At 62.4% G+C, this 15,469-nt stretch carries 15 protein-coding genes; 4 read left to right on the top strand and 11 right to left on the bottom strand.

Features of this window, described 5'->3' with window-relative positions; translation table 11 throughout:
- Window positions 1-604: 604 nt before the first annotated feature.
- The 9 genes from J3E64_RS14875 to J3E64_RS14835 all read right to left on the bottom strand — a co-directional run bounded on the left by J3E64_RS14875 (window position 605) and on the right by J3E64_RS14835 (window position 10,738).
- Window positions 605-1,666, bottom strand: coding sequence for a GDSL-type esterase/lipase family protein (locus J3E64_RS14875; protein ID WP_253343806.1), 1,062 nt, complete (start codon window positions 1,664-1,666; stop codon window positions 605-607).
- Window positions 1,667-1,756: 90 nt separating this feature from the next.
- Window positions 1,757-2,554, bottom strand: coding sequence for an NAD(P)-dependent oxidoreductase (locus J3E64_RS14870; protein ID WP_253343834.1), 798 nt, complete (start codon window positions 2,552-2,554; stop codon window positions 1,757-1,759).
- A 138-nt stretch (window positions 2,555-2,692) separates the two neighbouring features.
- Window positions 2,693-4,201: a class I adenylate-forming enzyme family protein gene (locus tag J3E64_RS14865; protein WP_253343805.1), complete on the bottom strand. Its 1,509-nt coding sequence runs from the start codon at window positions 4,199-4,201 to the stop codon at window positions 2,693-2,695.
- A 16-nt stretch (window positions 4,202-4,217) separates the two neighbouring features.
- Complete coding sequence (locus tag J3E64_RS14860; RefSeq protein ID WP_253343804.1) at window positions 4,218-4,514, bottom strand: hypothetical protein; 297 nt, start codon at window positions 4,512-4,514, stop codon at window positions 4,218-4,220.
- Window positions 4,515-4,765: 251 nt separating this feature from the next.
- Window positions 4,766-6,865, bottom strand: coding sequence for a 3-hydroxyacyl-CoA dehydrogenase NAD-binding domain-containing protein (locus J3E64_RS14855; RefSeq protein WP_253343803.1), 2,100 nt, complete (start codon window positions 6,863-6,865; stop codon window positions 4,766-4,768).
- A 129-nt stretch (window positions 6,866-6,994) separates the two neighbouring features.
- Complete coding sequence (locus tag J3E64_RS14850; protein WP_253343802.1) at window positions 6,995-7,750, bottom strand: SDR family NAD(P)-dependent oxidoreductase; 756 nt, start codon at window positions 7,748-7,750, stop codon at window positions 6,995-6,997.
- Between the two features lie 26 nt (window positions 7,751-7,776).
- The gene (locus J3E64_RS14845; protein ID WP_253343801.1) at window positions 7,777-8,550 is read right to left on the bottom strand and encodes a carboxymuconolactone decarboxylase family protein; all 774 of its coding nucleotides are present in this window, start codon (window positions 8,548-8,550) and stop codon (window positions 7,777-7,779) included.
- A gap of 23 nt (window positions 8,551-8,573) precedes the next feature.
- On the bottom strand, window positions 8,574-9,602 hold the full coding sequence (locus tag J3E64_RS14840) for an acyl-CoA dehydrogenase family protein (protein ID WP_253343800.1): 1,029 nt from the start codon (window positions 9,600-9,602) through the stop codon (window positions 8,574-8,576).
- Window positions 9,599-10,738 carry an acyl-CoA dehydrogenase family protein gene (locus J3E64_RS14835; protein WP_253343799.1) on the bottom strand — a complete coding sequence of 380 codons (1,140 nt, stop codon included), beginning with the start codon at window positions 10,736-10,738 and terminating at the stop codon, window positions 9,599-9,601. Before J3E64_RS14835 ends, J3E64_RS14840 begins: the two co-directional genes overlap by 4 nt.
- A 67-nt stretch (window positions 10,739-10,805) precedes the next feature.
- Between J3E64_RS14835 and J3E64_RS14830 the strand changes: the two genes are divergently transcribed.
- Window positions 10,806-11,012 carry a hypothetical protein gene (locus J3E64_RS14830; RefSeq protein WP_253343798.1) on the top strand — a complete coding sequence of 69 codons (207 nt, stop codon included), beginning with the start codon at window positions 10,806-10,808 and terminating at the stop codon, window positions 11,010-11,012.
- Window positions 11,009-11,833: an enoyl-CoA hydratase gene (locus tag J3E64_RS14825; RefSeq protein WP_253343797.1), complete on the top strand. Its 825-nt coding sequence runs from the start codon at window positions 11,009-11,011 to the stop codon at window positions 11,831-11,833. The genes J3E64_RS14830 and J3E64_RS14825 overlap by 4 nt, the downstream gene beginning before the upstream one ends.
- Window positions 11,834-11,955: 122 nt before the next feature.
- Here the strand turns inward: J3E64_RS14825 and J3E64_RS14820 are convergent, their stop codons facing one another.
- Window positions 11,956-12,384 (bottom strand): thioesterase family protein, encoded by a 429-nt coding sequence (locus tag J3E64_RS14820; RefSeq protein ID WP_253343796.1) that lies wholly within the window; start codon window positions 12,382-12,384, stop codon window positions 11,956-11,958.
- A 230-nt stretch (window positions 12,385-12,614) separates the two neighbouring features.
- Here J3E64_RS14820 and J3E64_RS20710 point away from each other — a divergent pair, with 230 nt between their 5' ends.
- Both J3E64_RS20710 and J3E64_RS14805 read left to right on the top strand, forming a co-directional pair.
- A complete protein-coding gene (locus tag J3E64_RS20710; protein ID WP_301287302.1) occupies window positions 12,615-13,016 on the top strand; it encodes a Zn-ribbon domain-containing OB-fold protein in 402 nt (133 codons plus the stop codon).
- An 89-nt stretch (window positions 13,017-13,105) separates the two neighbouring features.
- Entirely contained in the window at window positions 13,106-14,272 is a 1,167-nt protein-coding gene (locus J3E64_RS14805; protein ID WP_253343795.1) for a thiolase family protein, read from the top strand.
- Window positions 14,273-14,357: 85 nt separating this feature from the next.
- Here the strand turns inward: J3E64_RS14805 and J3E64_RS14800 are convergent, their stop codons facing one another.
- Window positions 14,358-15,350, bottom strand: a complete 993-nt coding sequence (locus J3E64_RS14800; RefSeq protein ID WP_253343794.1) for an enoyl-CoA hydratase/isomerase family protein — start codon at window positions 15,348-15,350, stop codon at window positions 14,358-14,360.
- Between the last annotated feature and the right edge of the window lie 119 nt (window positions 15,351-15,469).

Genomic DNA, 15,469 nt, shown 5'->3' with positions numbered 1-15,469 from the left:
GAATAGCTTTCTCACATCCGTTACTTCTGCGACGCACCAGTTTTATTAGGCATATGCTTCGCGTGACCGACGGCACCAAGGCGCCTGCCCCCATGTCGACCATCTGCTCTTCAGCGTTCGTTGCTGGAATAGCATCCCCGGCGCGCGTGCAAAGAGGACTCGGTGCCGGAACGACATCAAAACACCTACGTGTTCTTTTTTGCTGGATGGGGCTGTGCACCCGCAGATTGCGCCGCAGGTCAGATCCGTCTCTTTCGATGGCGAGCTATTGGTAGCGGCGGTATTCGAATTCTTTCCCCAGGACGCTAAAGGTTTGAATCGCCCCGGGATTGCCGGAGGCCATTTGGCTTAAATTATGAGGCCATGGGTGTGTCGAGCAAATATTCGATTGAATGTTGCGCCGTGCACGGGCTTTAGCCGATGGGCGAGGCGATGGCGCAATCGGGATCGGTATTGATCCGCGCGGCGCCATCCAGGCCGTTATGTTGGCGGGGTATAAGGTAGGTTCGGCGAGCACACGCCGCATCCACCGTGCGGCGACCGAGATAATCCGACATATGTCGCACCGGGAATGAAACGCCCCCTGATCTCGATCCAGCAAGGGTCAACCCTGATTGAAAATCCTTGCGAACCGTTCGCCCATAAGCCCGTATCCTGCGGGGCTGGGGTGCAAGCCGTCGGGCAGTAGATCGGCGTCGGCTTCCCCGAACAACGCGCGGCCGTCCAGATATTCGATTGTTTTGTCGCCGCGCGCCCGACGGAGGTCGACCACTTCGGCAAGTCTTTGCCGCATGTCGTTGAGCGTAAGATCACCTGCCAACGGAACGCCGCCGAAGGTGATCGGGATGTCCGTTACGGCGGAATCCTCACGCCCAAGGCTGAAGATCGGCGAGATTATCGTGATCGGCGTGGCCGGGTGGCGCTCTCTCAGGGTGGCTATGAAGCCGTGCACCAGTGGCGCGAAGGTGCGCTCGCGCAGCGTCTGCGCATTGTGGACATTGATGCCGAGTTTGAGCGTGAAGCGGTCAGCGGGCAGGCTTGCCATCGCGTGCGCCACCAGCGGATCGAAGTGGCAGGCGCCGTTGAAGCCGAGGCAGGTCAGCCGCCAGCCGAGCCGCCGCGCGACGATGGACGGCCATGTGTCCGTAGGCCCGTCCACCCATGCGCAATGGGTGATGCTGCTGCCATAGGTCACCCAGTGGGGGCGATCGTCGGATGCGGGCGCGATGCGCGCTCCGTCTGCGATTGCGAGACCGCGCAGCCGTACGGCCGTACCCTGCGGCAACCAGATTTCGAGCAGCTTCTCGTCGGAACCGAGGCTCTGAAAGCTGATCTGGGCGGGGCCGCGTTCGCCGTCCGGCGTGCTGCGCAGGATGCGACCATCCGGCATTACAAGATCATAGGCGCAGGGCGGCAATGGCATGTCGGGCGTCAGACGTTCCATCGGCTCATGCTCGACGTCCAGACTGATGCAATCCGTGTCCGACTGGAACCGCAGACGCACCCCAGCCGGGCTGAACGCCGTCATCGGTGAGCGCATTGCCACATGATGGAGCGGCAAGTCGCCTGGCGGAAGCCGGACCGGGTGCAAGCTGCCTTCTGCCTCGATCAGGCCAAGGGCACCGCAGATGAGGGGCGCAATCTGGTCGAGGACAATGCTCTGCATCTCTACAACTATTCCAATTCATCCAAGCCACTGATTTTCCGCGAAGGAGCGCCGTAATGGATCGCGCTTACACACCCTGCCAGGTCGACATCATTGCCGATTCGGCAAGGTGGCCAGAAAGTCGTCGGTAAGCTCGATATAGCGCTGTATCGGCGCATCCGCCGGGGCGATCGACCGCAGCAGGCCCACATCCTTGTTCAGAAGCTGCGTGATGCGGCCAAATCCCTCGGCGCCAATGGCGCCGAACAGCTCGAAGCCGTAGCTGCGCCCGCTACTGGCATTGACGATGTTCACCAGGCTGGCAGGATCAAGGTTCAGTTGCTTCCCAGCCTCGATGGCCGCCTGCGCGATTGCCGCGTGCGCGACCAGCAGGGTGTTGTTCACCAGCTTGGCAGTCTGGCCAGCCCCGGGCGGCCCGACCCGGACGATCACACTGCCATAAGCCTCGAGGATCGGCCCGCTTTTGGCGAAGGCTTCATCGCTTGCGCCGATCATGATTGTCAGCGTGCCATCCTTCGCCCGCACGTTTCCGCCGCTTACGGGGGCATCGACAAATTCGAGACCGTGAGCAGAGGCATGCTCGCTGAGCAGGCGGCAGGTCTCCGGATGGATCGTTGAGTGAACGACGATCATTCCGCCCTGGCGCATGTGCGGCATGAGTTCGGCGCAAACCTGTCGCACGCCGGCGTCGTCAAAAACACAGATACCGATCCAGTCGCACGCCCGCGCCAACGCGGGCAGGTCTTCCGACACCAGGATTCCCGCTTCAGCATAAGGCCGGGTCGCCTCGGGGCGGCGTGCCCACACGGCTACTTCATGCCCTGCGTTCTGCAAACGATAGGGGATTGGGCCGCCCTGATCGCCCAGTCCGACAAAGCCACATTTCATAAACGAGTCTCCGTTTCTGCCTGAAGCCTTCTGCAAGGAATGACCGAGAGAGACGGTAGGGCCGCTCAATCATCCGTCACGGAAATTGGCGATCATCGCGCGTTTTCAGCGGCCTCCATGCGAAGGCACGCCTTGTGCTCAGTCGGGCACATCGCCCGGAAAGAAACCTTTGACCTCGCGACGCAGCAGCTTGCCGAGATCGTTGTAGGGGAGGCTTTCGATGAACAGGATATGCTCAGGCACCCGCGATGAGCGCAATTTGCCACGGACAAGCGCCTGTAACGCTTCCTTGGTAACGGAGGCGTGCGCTTTGCGAACGACGGCGGCGGCAAGCGTCTCGCCCCATTCGACGGAAGGAACACCGACGATAGCCACGTCTTCGACGCCATCGCTCTCTCGCAGCACCGCCTCGACCTCGCCGGGAGAGATATTCTCGCCACCCCTTACCACGACGTCGTCGATGCGGCCGGCCAGAAAGAGAAAGCCATGATCGTCGATGAAGCCGGAATCGCGCGTCGGGAACCAGCCGTCGTCGTCGGTCAACTTGCGGCCCTGATACTCGCCGGAAACCTGCGGACCGCGGACATAGACTTCGCCCAGTTCGTTCGGGCCGAGCACCGTGCCGTCCTCGGCGCGGATCTCCACCTCTACGGTCGGCAGCGGCTTGCCCACGGAATCCAGCCGCCGCGCGATGAGGGGGTCGGAGTGGTTGTGCGCCTCGCGATGATCGTCCGGCCCCAGCAAGGCGATGGTCGAGCTTGTCTCCGTCAGGCCATATGCATTGGTGAACGACACCGTGGGCCAGAGCGTCAGCGCCCTTTGCACGATCGGCAGCGGCATCTTACCGCCGCCGAAAGCCAGCGCGCGCAGGGCCGGCAGTTCCGGCTGCGCGCCGGTTTCATCGATATGGGCGATGATGCGGGTGAGCATCGTCGGCACGACAAAGGCATTGGTCACGCTTTGCTCGGCACAATGCCGCAGCCATTCCGCCGGCGAGAATTGCGGCAGCTGGACGATGCGGCGCATGGCGTAGATCGAGCTGAGGATCGCGGAAATGCCAGCGATATGATAAGGCGGCACCGACATCAGCATCGCCTCTTCCTCGTCCGCGGAGGCGAAGTCAATCGTGCCCAGAATATAGCCGAGCAGATTCTGGTTGCGCAGCAATGCCGCCTTGGGTTCACCCGTCGTACCGCTGGTGAACAGCTGGACGGCGACGGCTTCCGGATCCTCCGGAACCTCGATCTCGGCCGACGCGCCCTGGGCGGTAGCCTCGATAAATTGCGCGGGGGTCATCAGCGCCGCCGACACACCTTCCGCAACGATGCCGACCTTGTCCTCGTCCGCGATCAGGAAGACGGGGTTCAGGCGCTCCAGCAGCCGGTTCGTCTCGGCTGGGGTAAGCCGATAGTTCAACGGCGCGAACGGCACCCCGGCCATAGCTGCCCCGAATAATGCGACAACAGTGGCGGCACTGCTCTCTCCCAAATAGGAGACATAGCTTGCTCCACTGCGCGCGATCAGCTCGGCTGCGGCCTGAGCGGAGCTGCTAAGCCGGCCATAGCTGTAATGTACGTCTGCAGAGGTGAGCGCGATCCGATCCGGGAAGGTGTCGGCCGCCATCTGGAGGACAAGAGAGATGTTCATCGCTGCCGCGTATCCGTCAGTCGGAGGAGGGGAGGGCTTTGGCTGCCTTGATTGTCAGCGGAACGCCATCGATCGCCAGCGTTCCCTTGCCGGGCTTGATGCACAGCAGCTCGATCGAGCCGTCTTCATTCTGATAGCGCTTGCCCATAGCCGTGCCTTCGGCAAGGGCCGCATCGATTTCTCCGGAAGCAGCACGCACGATCGCCATCTCGCGCCCGCCGCAGGTGAGCTGGACCTCGCCGCTGCCCTTGATCACCATGACTTCGGTGTCGCACGCGCCGCTGTACAACTTCGTGCCCGCTTTCAACTGCATGTCGCTCTCTTTCCCATACGCACTGCGCACAACGGCATTCACCTCACTGGTGACCCGCCGTGCACGACCATAGCGTACCGTTTATCGGAACTACCGAATTTTTCCGAATGCCGAACGGCGTCGCGGGACAGGACATCACGCATGCGATGCACTGACGCCTGCTTTGCACGACATGTGCCCACTCAAATGTTTGTCAGAAACAGCGCCTCCGCGTCGCTGGCCGAGCCCGCGCCACCTTTATGGTTGCGCCATCACCTGTTCCAGCCCGCGCCGGCCTGCGCGCGCTCTTCCAGATGCTTCGCCGGCTTCCAGCGTTCGGGATACCGCGCCTCATATTCCTTCACCTTGGCAAAGACCGTCGCCAGACCTTGCTGCTGTGCCCAGAACATGGGTCCGCCGCGATATTTTGGGAAGCCATAGCCGAACGCATAGGCAACATCGATGTCGGAGGCCCGCTGCGCATAGCCTTCCTCGACGATCTTGGCGCCCTCGTTCACCATGGCTGAAAGGATGCGCCAGACGATCTCCTCATCGGTCATCGGCTTGCGCTCGATCCCTTTCTCCTGCGAGATGATCCTGAGCTTTTCTTCCAGTTCGGGCCGCGGGGTCGCGTTGCGGCCTTCATAGGCATAATAGCCCTTGCCGGTCTTCTGCCCATAATCCCCATCCTCGCACAGCCGGTCGGCAATTGGATTATAGAAGATGGAGTTCATGTCGAGTTCGCCCACGGCGGCCTTGTTGCGGCGGACGCGGTAGCTCACATCAAGACCCGCCATGTCGCGCATCAGGTAAATGCCCATCGGGAAACCGAAGGCCTTGAGCGCGTCATCGATCTGAGACGGCGTTGCCCCCTCCATCAGCAGGACATCCGCTTCCGAGCCGTAGCGGTGCAGGATGCGGTTGCCGATGAAACCGAAGCAGGTGCCGGCCAGCACCGGCACCTTGCCGAGCGTCTTGGCGAAGGCCATCGCTGAAACCACCGTTTCCATTGACGCGAGGTCGCCGCGCACCACCTCCAGCAACTTCATGACATTGGCCGGGGAAAAGAAGTGCAATCCGATCACGTCGCCGGGCCGCTTGGTGACCTCGGCGATGCGATCGATGTTCAGCGCCGAGGTGTTCGACGCCAGGATCGCACCCGGCTTGCAGACGGCGTCGAGCTTCGTGAACACGTCATGCTTGACCTCGATGCTTTCGAACACCGCCTCAATCACCAGATCGACATCGGCAAAGGCCTGATAGTCGAGCACACCATCGATCCGGCCGAGCGCCGCATCGACCTTGTCCTGCGTGGTCGAGCCCCGGGAGACCGACGTCTCGTAATTCTTCCGGACCCGCGCCAGGCCGGCGTCGATCGCCTCCTGCGACATGTCCAGCAGCTTCACCTCCAGCCCGGCATTGGCGATGCTCATGGCGATGCCGCCGCCCATGGTGCCCGCGCCGATGATGCCGACGGACTTGATCGTGCGCGGCTTCACTCCGTCCGATCCCTCGACCTTGGCGGCGGCGCGCTCGGCGAAGAAGAGGTGGATCTGCGCTTCACGGACCGGCGATTCCAGGCAGACCTTGAACGCCTCCCGTTCGAAGGCGAGACCGTCGCGCGGGGGCAGCGTGGTTGCCGCCTCGATGCACTTGACGATCTCGAACGGCGCGACCAGGCCCGTCCACTTCTTGGCGTTCTTCGCACGCACCTCCTCGAAGATGCGAGGATCGACATTCTGGATCTTGTCGGTGCGCTCGATCGCCAGAGGCCAGGGACCACCCTGTGCGAGCCTCGCCTTGGCGAAGGCGATCGCCGCCGCCGTCACGTCGCCGTCCGTCACTGCATCGATGATGCCCAGGTCCTTGGCCTTGGGGGCGGGCACATGCCGGGCATTGAGGATGAGGTCGAGCGCCACCTGCGGGCCGGCCAGACGGGTCAGCCGCTGCGTGCCGCCGGCGCCGGGGAGCAGCCCCAGATTGATTTCGACCAAGCCGACTTTGGCACGGGAGGCCGCAACCCGGTAGGACGCGGCCAGCGCGCATTCCAGCCCGCCGCCCAGCGCATGGCCGTCGATGGCCGCGACGATGGGCTTGGGCGATTGCTCCATGCGCTCGAAGATCTGATGAAGTTCCGGCCCGACCTTCGGCTTTCCGAACTCGCGAATGTCGGCGCCGGCGATGAAACGGTCATGCGCGCCCACGATCACGATCGCTTCGGCGACGGGGTCCGACACGGCCTGGTCCAGCCGGAGCATCATCCCCTCGCGCATGGGCTGGCCAAAGGCATTGACCGGGGGGAAGTCGATAGTGAGGAGGGCAACGCCGTCGCGAAGCTCGTAACGGACGGCATCTTCCGGCTTGATCGTCACACCTTATCTCCAAATTTCCGAACGGATGAAGCGCAGGTCATGCGCATGAGTGGCTTGCCCAGGCCGGCGATGCGGTGGGCCAAAGGGGTAATGCAGGGGTCGCGTCGCGGCTTGTCACCCGGCCCAAGATCACCCCGCGGTAATCCCCGCATCCATGTTGATGACGGCGCCATGGAAGCCCTGCGCCGCGTCGGATGCCAGATAGCAGATCATGTCGGCGACATCCGGAACCTCGACGAAGCCTCGCATGCCGCTGAACCGCTCGACCAGTGTCATGTCTATCCCCTCCGGCATGGACACGGTCGCGCCCATCGGCGTTGCCATGCCGCCGGGAGCGACGGCATTGATCCGTATCGGCGCCCGCACATATTCCATCGCCAGGGACCGTGTCAGATGCGCGAGTCCCGCCTTGCTGGCGGCGTAGGCGGCAACATAGGCCTGCCCCACGAACGCCGCCGAGGACGCGACGTTGACGATGGCGCCCTTGCGCTCGATCAGGTGGGGAATCGCGGCCTGGCACAGGAAGAAGGGGGCGCTGAGATTGATCGCCAGCGTCTTGTGCCACTGTTCCGCGCTCATCTCGGTCGCATGAGCGAAGAAGATGACGCCCGCCACGTTGCACAGCGAGTCGATCCCGCCCATGGCCGCCCGGCCGGCTTCCACGGCCCGACGGCAAGCATCCGGATCCGACAGGTCGGCGACATGAACATGTGCGCGGCCACCAGCCTCTCCTATCAAGGCCTGGGTCTGCGCCAGCCCTTCCGGATTGCGATCCACCAGAAACACCTCGCCGCCAGCGCGGGCGATCGCCAGGCCTACCTCGCGGCCAAGCCCGCCAGCCGCGCCCGTGACGATCGAGGCCTTGCCTTCATGGCTGCAGCGCATGGCGTTTCGGTTCGCGCCTGATCCGCTCACATCCACTCAAGGCCTCGCGCGATCCTGTCGGCCATGGTTTCCACCGCGGTCTGCATGACCGATCCCTTCGGCCAGCCGAGCTCGAACGCGTAATGAAGAACGAATTCCTTCATTTCATCGACGGTTGCGTCGCCCGTTTTCATGGCGGCGTAGACATGGGTGGCGATCGGGTTCGGTGAATCCGACGCACCGACGCAGGCCAGCGTGATCCAGCGACGCGCGCGCTGATCGAGTCCGGGGCGCATCCACATTTCGCCGAACACGAAATTCTTGATCCCCGCGTCGTAGAAGGGTGTCGGCCCTTCCGGGCTGGGGAATGTCATGATGTCGATATAGCTCGCCTTGCCGAACGCGAACCGCTCGTCCGGATCCCATGGTCTGTCCCGCAGGTTCGGCACGTCCGCGCTCAGGCCCAGGGAGTCTGCGACTTTCGTAACGATCCGGTCGAACTGGCGCCCCAGCGGCCACCCCATATAGACGGCGAAGTGCAGGACGCCCTCGCGCAGTTCAGCCAGGCTTATCTCGCCGCTGCGCAGCGCGCCGTGGACATAATCCTCCAGCGGGTCCGTTAGCGCCGTGGCCGCTGAGGCGCTGATCGATATCCAGTATCGGGAGCGCCGGTCCAGCCCTGGACGGGTCCAGATTTCGGCGAAGCCGAAATCCCGGATCGTCTCTTCCAGCAACGTAGGACTTTCAGGGGGCCGTTTGCGGACAACCTCTTCCATGGTCCTGGTACCGACGGCACGCCGCGGATCCGGATCAGCTTGCATCGCTACTCTCCTTCATTGTCCTGTCATGCCTGCTCGCCGGGACCGGCGCATCCCGGCGATGATGGCGTGGTCGCGTCGGATCTCCGGGTCATGTCGGCCCAGTAATGATCAGCGTCGGCCGTAGTGACGTGATGGCCAAGGATCATCGACCAGTGCTGCTCGCTTCCAAATTCGGATCGCCAGGACCAAAGCCTTCGCGTCAGCGGATGAAGCCCATATTCATGCGTGAAGCCGATCGCGCCATGCGCCTGATGCGCCACCGCCGTGCCAATCCCTGCGGCGATGTTCGTCCGGATCTTGGCCGCGGCGACTTCATAATCGAAATCGCCGCGATCGAGCGCTTGCGCGACGGCGGTCGCCGCGATGTTCGCGGCGGCGGCCTCGCACGCGAAGACCGCGAGCGCCTGCTGCACGGCTTGAAGCTTGCCGAGCGGCTTGCCGAACTGCTTGCGATCATTGACATAACCGACCGCTAGAGCGAGCGCGGCGTCGAGCGCACCCGCAGCCTGCATGGACCGGGCCGCCGCCCCGAGCGCGAACAGGTCAACGGTCAAGGTTGCCGCGGGCGCACCTGAAAAATGCAGTATATCGCGCGGCTCACCGGCAGGATTTTCGCGCTCTTCCACCTTTGCGTCGCCCACGGAGAGAAGCATCGCACCGCCACCGGGCGCCGGCGCGGCCACGAATGCCGCGTTCCTGCCCCATGCCGCACCGCGCACGACCCCCGTGAAGCGTCCCTGCTCGAACTGCCCTTCCGCTTTCTCCGCGATCGTGCCGAAGCCATGCTGCGCGAAGCCGGCGTCGTTCGCCAGGCGCGCGGCGACCACCGCCTCGACCAGCGGCAGCGACAGGGCATGATAGCCCGCCAGGCGGAACAGGATGGCCGCATCCGCCCATCCGCCCCCGAAACCGCCGGATTCCTCGGCCAGGAGAAGGCCGGTAAAGCCCATGTCCTCGATCCGCCCCCAATCCGCCGCGAGCGTCGCGCCGTGCGACAGGTCGGCGAAGAGGGCGCTGGCCATGTCGGCCAGCATGGTCTGCTGTTCATTCATCTCAAGCCTAGCCCCCGAGCCACGATGCCGCGCAGGATTTCGCGCGTCCCGCCGCGCAGCGAGAAGCTGGGCGAAACTTGCAGCAGTTGCGCCGCAAGCAGCGCCAGCGGATCGTCCGACGACAGATCAAGTTCGATCACCTGCTGCACCAGTTGGGGAACGGCCTGCTCGAAACTGTTGCCAAGGTCCTTGACGATCGTGGCTTCCAGCGCCGGGTCCTCGCCCATGGCCATCCGCCCCGCCACGGCCAGGGACATCTGGCGTAGGGTCCAGGCTTCGCTGGTAAAGCGGCCCGCCAGCGCGATCGCGGCGGGATCGCCGCTCTTGGCGGCATGGCGGACGAGTTCCGTGACGAGCACCATGCTGGACAGATAGCGTTCGGGGCCTGAGCGCTCTAGGGAGAGTTCCGCTGTGGCCTGTGCCCACCCTTGCCCCTCTTCACCGATCAACGCATCGGCGGGGAGCTTCACGTCGTCGAAAAAGACCTCGTTGAAGTCATGTTCGCCGGTGAGATTGATGATCGGGCGGATGGTGATGCCGGGGGTGTCCAGCGGGATGAGGAACTGGCTAAGTCTGGCATTGCGCTCGGACCCCTCCTCGCTGCGGAAGAGGCCGATCATGATGTGCGCGATATGGGCGTTGGTGGTCCAGATCTTCTGGCCGTTCAACACCCAGCCATCACCATCGCGCCGGGCCGAAGAACGGACGGATGCCAGATCGGAGCCGGCATTGGGTTCGCTAAGGCCGATGCAGCCATAGACTTCGCCTGCGGCGATGCCCGGTATCCAGCGACGGCGCTGTTCTTCGGTGCCGTAGCGCAGCAGCAAAGGCGCAGTCTGGCGATCCGCGATCCAATGGGCACCCACCGGGGCGCCGACCGAGAGCAGCTCCTCCAGGACGATGTATCGTTCCAGCGCGCTACGGTCGTGGCCGCCATATTGCCTGGGCAGCGACAGGCCTATCAGACCCGCCTTGCCGAGGGCGCGGCTGAAATCGGGATCATTGACCTGCCAGCAATTGGCGCGGCGGGCGATGTCGCCATCGGTCATATTGTCGCGAATGAAGGCACGCACCTGCTCGCGCAGCGCCGCCGCATTGGCAGGCATGTCAAACGGCTTGAACGTGAAAGTCTGCACTAAGCCATCCCTGTTGGCGGGGCTGCCGGCATGCCCGAATGGCATGCGTCTGAAACCGGCCGCTCAGATGGCCGATGCGGACTCACTCTGCCAGAAGAAGGCGCAACCAATCGCAGATGCGATGAGTGCGATGCGGATCTTTCGGAAAGACAATGGCGCGATTGATTCTGTATGGGTTGACGTAGATCAGACATCCGGCCGCGAACGCGGGGCGCCGGTTGCGCCCGCATTCATGAAGGTGCCGGGCCGCGAGATTCGAGGAGTATGGGAATGAGCTATATTGTTTACGAGGTGCGCGACCGCGTCGCTCTGGTCACCATAAATCGGCCCGACGCCGGGAACGCCCAGAACGCGGCTCTCCTTGAAGAACTTGACGGCCGCTTCTCGCAAGCGGTGTCGGATGAAGATGTACGGGTCATCGTTCTCCGCACGGAAGGCAAGCATTTCTCCACCGGCCACGACATCGCTCCTGCAGTACTGGAGCAGGAGCCGTGGAAGAGCATGTTCGACGACGTCTCCCAGACCGGCCTGCTGCGCATGTACGACTGGGAGTCCCAGCATTATTTCGGCTATTCCCGGCGCTGGCGCGACATTCCCAAGCCCACCATCGCCTCAGTCCAGGGCGCCTGCGTGGCGGCGGGCCTGATGCTGTGCTGGCCGATGGACCTGATCGTCGCCGCCGACGATGCCCGCTTCTGCGATCCTGTCGCCCGGATGGGCATTGGCGGGGTCGAATATCAGGGTCACGCATGGGAATGGGGCGCTCGCAAGGCCAAGGAAATGCTGTTCACCGCCGGATGGATGGGCGCGGAGGAAGCGCATCGTCTGGGCATGGTCAACCGCATCGTTCCTCGCGCCGAACTGGACGAAGCGACCTTTGCCCTCGCCAGCCAGATCGCGCAAATGCCGCCCCATGCCATGCGCATGGCCAAACGCGCCGTCAACGCGACGCTGGACGCCCAAGGCATGCACTCTGCCCTCGATTTCGCCTTCCAGACCCATTCACTCGGCCATGCAAACGCATGGGCCACCCATGGACAGGTCACGACCGCCGGCCTGGCCGAAATGGCACAGGCCAACCGCAAAGGCGAATAGCAGGTGGAGCGAGAAGGGGGCGCATCGGCATTCCGAATGAAGTCCGGCCGGCTGGCGCCGAAGGGGTTACGGCAACAGGCGCCACATAGGAGATCGCCTCAGCAAAGCTCGGAACAACCAATTCATTCTGTGTCGGAGATGGCTCCTTTCAACAATGTCACCATCCAGTCAGGCAAATGTTCTGAACGCCGAATTTCTGTGTTGAAATATACTATGGTGCTATCTGATTTTGCACAAATGACATCGTCCTGATAAAGAACTTGTTCTAAAGTTACTGATGATCTTCCAACTTTTCTCACTTTTGAAATAATTTTCACATATCCTGGGAAATTTACTTCTCTTGAAAAGATGACGCCATATTGCGCCAAAACGAAACTTCGGTTTTCAACGGACATTAATTCGAATTTGTCTCGTAATATGGTGTCGCGACCTATCTCGAAATAAGTGGAAATGTTGGAGTTGTTGACGTGTCCGTGCATATCCGTATCAGAAAATCTGACATTAATCGTAGTTTCTGCATAAAATTTCTCTGGTATTGATTCATTATACATAACTATATACCCTGAATTTTTGAGAAGTCGTATTCAACTTCTGCTATCTTATATGGCGCACCTCATATAGCAGAGGTTATCGTAACCATCTTTAGCTTTCAGCGGCAATTGGCCAAAGCCGGGACAGCGATTTGCGGCAACATCCTACCTGTGATGGTTTGCCCTGTCGCACTGGCTTTTGCTCTATCGCCATGATGACCCTCGCCTCCTTTTGAAGGACGGTTCCTGCAATGACTCCTCGCCCACGTCCCCTTGTCGATCCCGTGAACCAGTTCTTCTGGCAAGCGGGCAAGGCAGGGCAACTGCAGATCTTGCGCTGCCAAGCATGTGGGACGTGGCTGCATCCGCCTCGTCCGATTTGCGCGAAATGTCTGAGTGAGGAGGTGGCGCCGGAAACGGTTTCGGGTACCGGCACCGTGTACAGCGTCACCGTGAATCATCAGCCGTGGGTGCCCGGTCTGAAGGTGCCCTATGTCATCGCCCGCGTTTCACTGGATGGCGTGGACGATGTTCTGCTCACGACCAATATCGTTGGCGAACGGGCGCTGGAAAGCAGGATCGGCGATGCCGTGCACGTGACGTTCGAGGAGCAGGACGGGCTCTGGTTCCCCCTGTTCACGCATTCGCGATGAGGCGCGGCCGATGCATTGGCAGGGCCGGATCGGAAAGACGCCCGCCGAACCTCCGATCGCGCACCGCACGCTTGAACCGAGGATGAAACATGTCCAGCAAATCTGACCCGATCATTTCAGGCGTTGGTCAATCCGCCGTCGGCAAATTCGTCGACCGCTTGCCGCTACTTCTCACCATCGATGCCATCAAAGATGCGCTGGACAATGCGGGCCTGAGGGTCGGGGACATCGACGGGGTCGCGACCTGGCCCGGTCGAGTAGAGACGATGCTCGACATGGGGCCGGTCGGCTGCGACGGGGTCATCGACGCCTTGGGCATCAAGGCCACCTGGTATAACGGGGCGTTTGAAAGCGCTGCGCAGTACGGCCCGATTGCAGGCGCCGTTGCTGCCGTCCAGCAAGGCTGGGCGCGCCATGTCGTCGTGTTTCGCACGGTTTGCCAGGGCTCCGCGCGCAGGAAACCGGAACTCTTTCCCTCGGTCCAGCCCGCGGGGCTGTCCGGGGGCATGGAGCACATCATCCCCTATCATGCCTATTCCGCCGCGAACTGGACGGCGCAGATGGCGTCGCGCCATTTCCACGATTATGGAACGACGCGCGAGCAGCTGGGCCAGGTCGCGATCAACGCGCGGCGCAACGGCGCCCTCAATCCGAGAGCGATTTTCCGCGATCCGATCACGATGGAGGATTATCTGTCGGCCCGGATGATCTCCTCGCCGTTATGCCTGTTTGATTGCGACACGCTGTCCGACGCTTCCACGGCCATCATCGTGTCGGCAGCGGAAACCGGCGCCGACCTTAAGAATGTCCCGATCCGCATCGATGCCATCGCGCAGAGCCTGCCGGGCCGGTACAGCTGGGACCAGCCCGTCGAGGCGGCCTGCTATCCCACAGGCAAGCGCCTTTGGGAATTGAGCGACTTCACGGTGGAGGACGTCGATATCGGCCAGCTCTACGACGGATTCAGCTTTCTGACGTTACAGTGGATCGAGGCGCTGGGCTTTTGCCCCGTCGGCGAAGGCGGCCGCTATCTGGAAGGCGGCCATCGCATCGCGCGGGATGGCGTATTCCCCATCAACACTAATGGCGGGCAGATCGCCGCCGGCCGCACCCACGCGTTTGGCTATGTCCGCGAAGCCGTGCGGCAACTGCGGGGCCAGGCGGAAGAGACGCAGGTCGATCGCGACCTGAAGCTCGCTGTGACCGGCGCTGGCGGCGGACCGCTGGCGATGGCCATGCTGCTCGCCCGCGACTGAACCACCGGTCCCGGGCTGGCCGGTGTCAAGCCACCCGCCAGGATTGCAGGCCGTTTCCACGCAGTATGTTTATCCAAGGGCGCGGTCAGGCCTCTATGGCATCTATCAGGCCCCATTTCAAAGCGGTGCGCGCACTGATCCGTGCGCCGGTCAGCATCATCCACGCTGCCGCCTGTCTGCCGATCCTGCGCGTGACGCTGACGCAGCCTCCCGCACCGGGGATCAGTCCCATCGAAATTTCGGGCAAGCGTAGGAAGGTGGTGGGCGTGGCCGAGACAAAGCCTCCGAACGCAGCGATCTCCACGCCCGCTCCCACGCATGCGCCTTTAAGATGGAAGTGGTATCTCTGGCCATGATCGGCCAGCATGCGGGCGGGCAGGCGCGTGGTGCGGATGACGTGCCCTGATGCTCCGTTGTCGACCTTTCCGAAGTCGCCGAGCGCCCCACCTATGCTGAAGCTGTCGCCGGCGCCCCGTACGTGCACGCGCTCCGACTCCTGCTCCATCGCGGCCAGGGAAAATGCATCGAATAGCGCGTCACGCATCTCGGTATCAATCGCGTTGCGGTTTTCCGGCCTGTTGAGAGTGATCGTGAGTTCCCGACCGCGTCGCTCCGTCAGAACCGGCGGCGCATCTGTCGCAACGGGATGCGGTTGGCAGGGGGTGGCAGGTCGTGCGCGCAGCCATCTTTTGAATTCATCTCCCTGTTGTAAGGTGGCAAATGCGAGAGATTCGATGACCAAACCGCGTTGGGGCGGGACAATTTCGATAATTCTCAAGGCTTGCATCAATATGGTGGAAGCGACAGGATTTGCTTCGACGATGGCGGTCAGGCGCTCAGCTTCCTCAAGGGTCGAAACGCAAAGATCAAAGCCGCGGAGTCTTGTGGGCACGGGCATCAGCGCAATGGACGGACAGGGCAGTCGCAGCAGCCAATCTTCGACCATCGCCGCCAAGCTGATGGCGTCTCCGTCAAATCCATTGAAATCGACGAGCACCGCCTCGCCTGGCTCGATGCCCAGCGAAAGAGGGTCGTAGGCAGCGAATCCTGTGGCCAGGCCAGTGGCGTCTATCTTCATTTTGGGACCATGGCATCGACCCGGCGGCGCAGCCATCCCCCATATGATGTCATCGATGCGTAGATGGCGGTCGCGTTCGCGGCGTGATCAAGCTTCGCGGTGTGATGAAACAAGGTTGG

This window comes from Sphingobium sp. OAS761 (genome assembly GCF_024168485.1).
In the GTDB taxonomy this organism is placed as follows: Bacteria; Pseudomonadota; Alphaproteobacteria; order Sphingomonadales; family Sphingomonadaceae; genus Sphingobium.
This window is presented reverse-complemented; position numbering and strand designations above follow the sequence as displayed.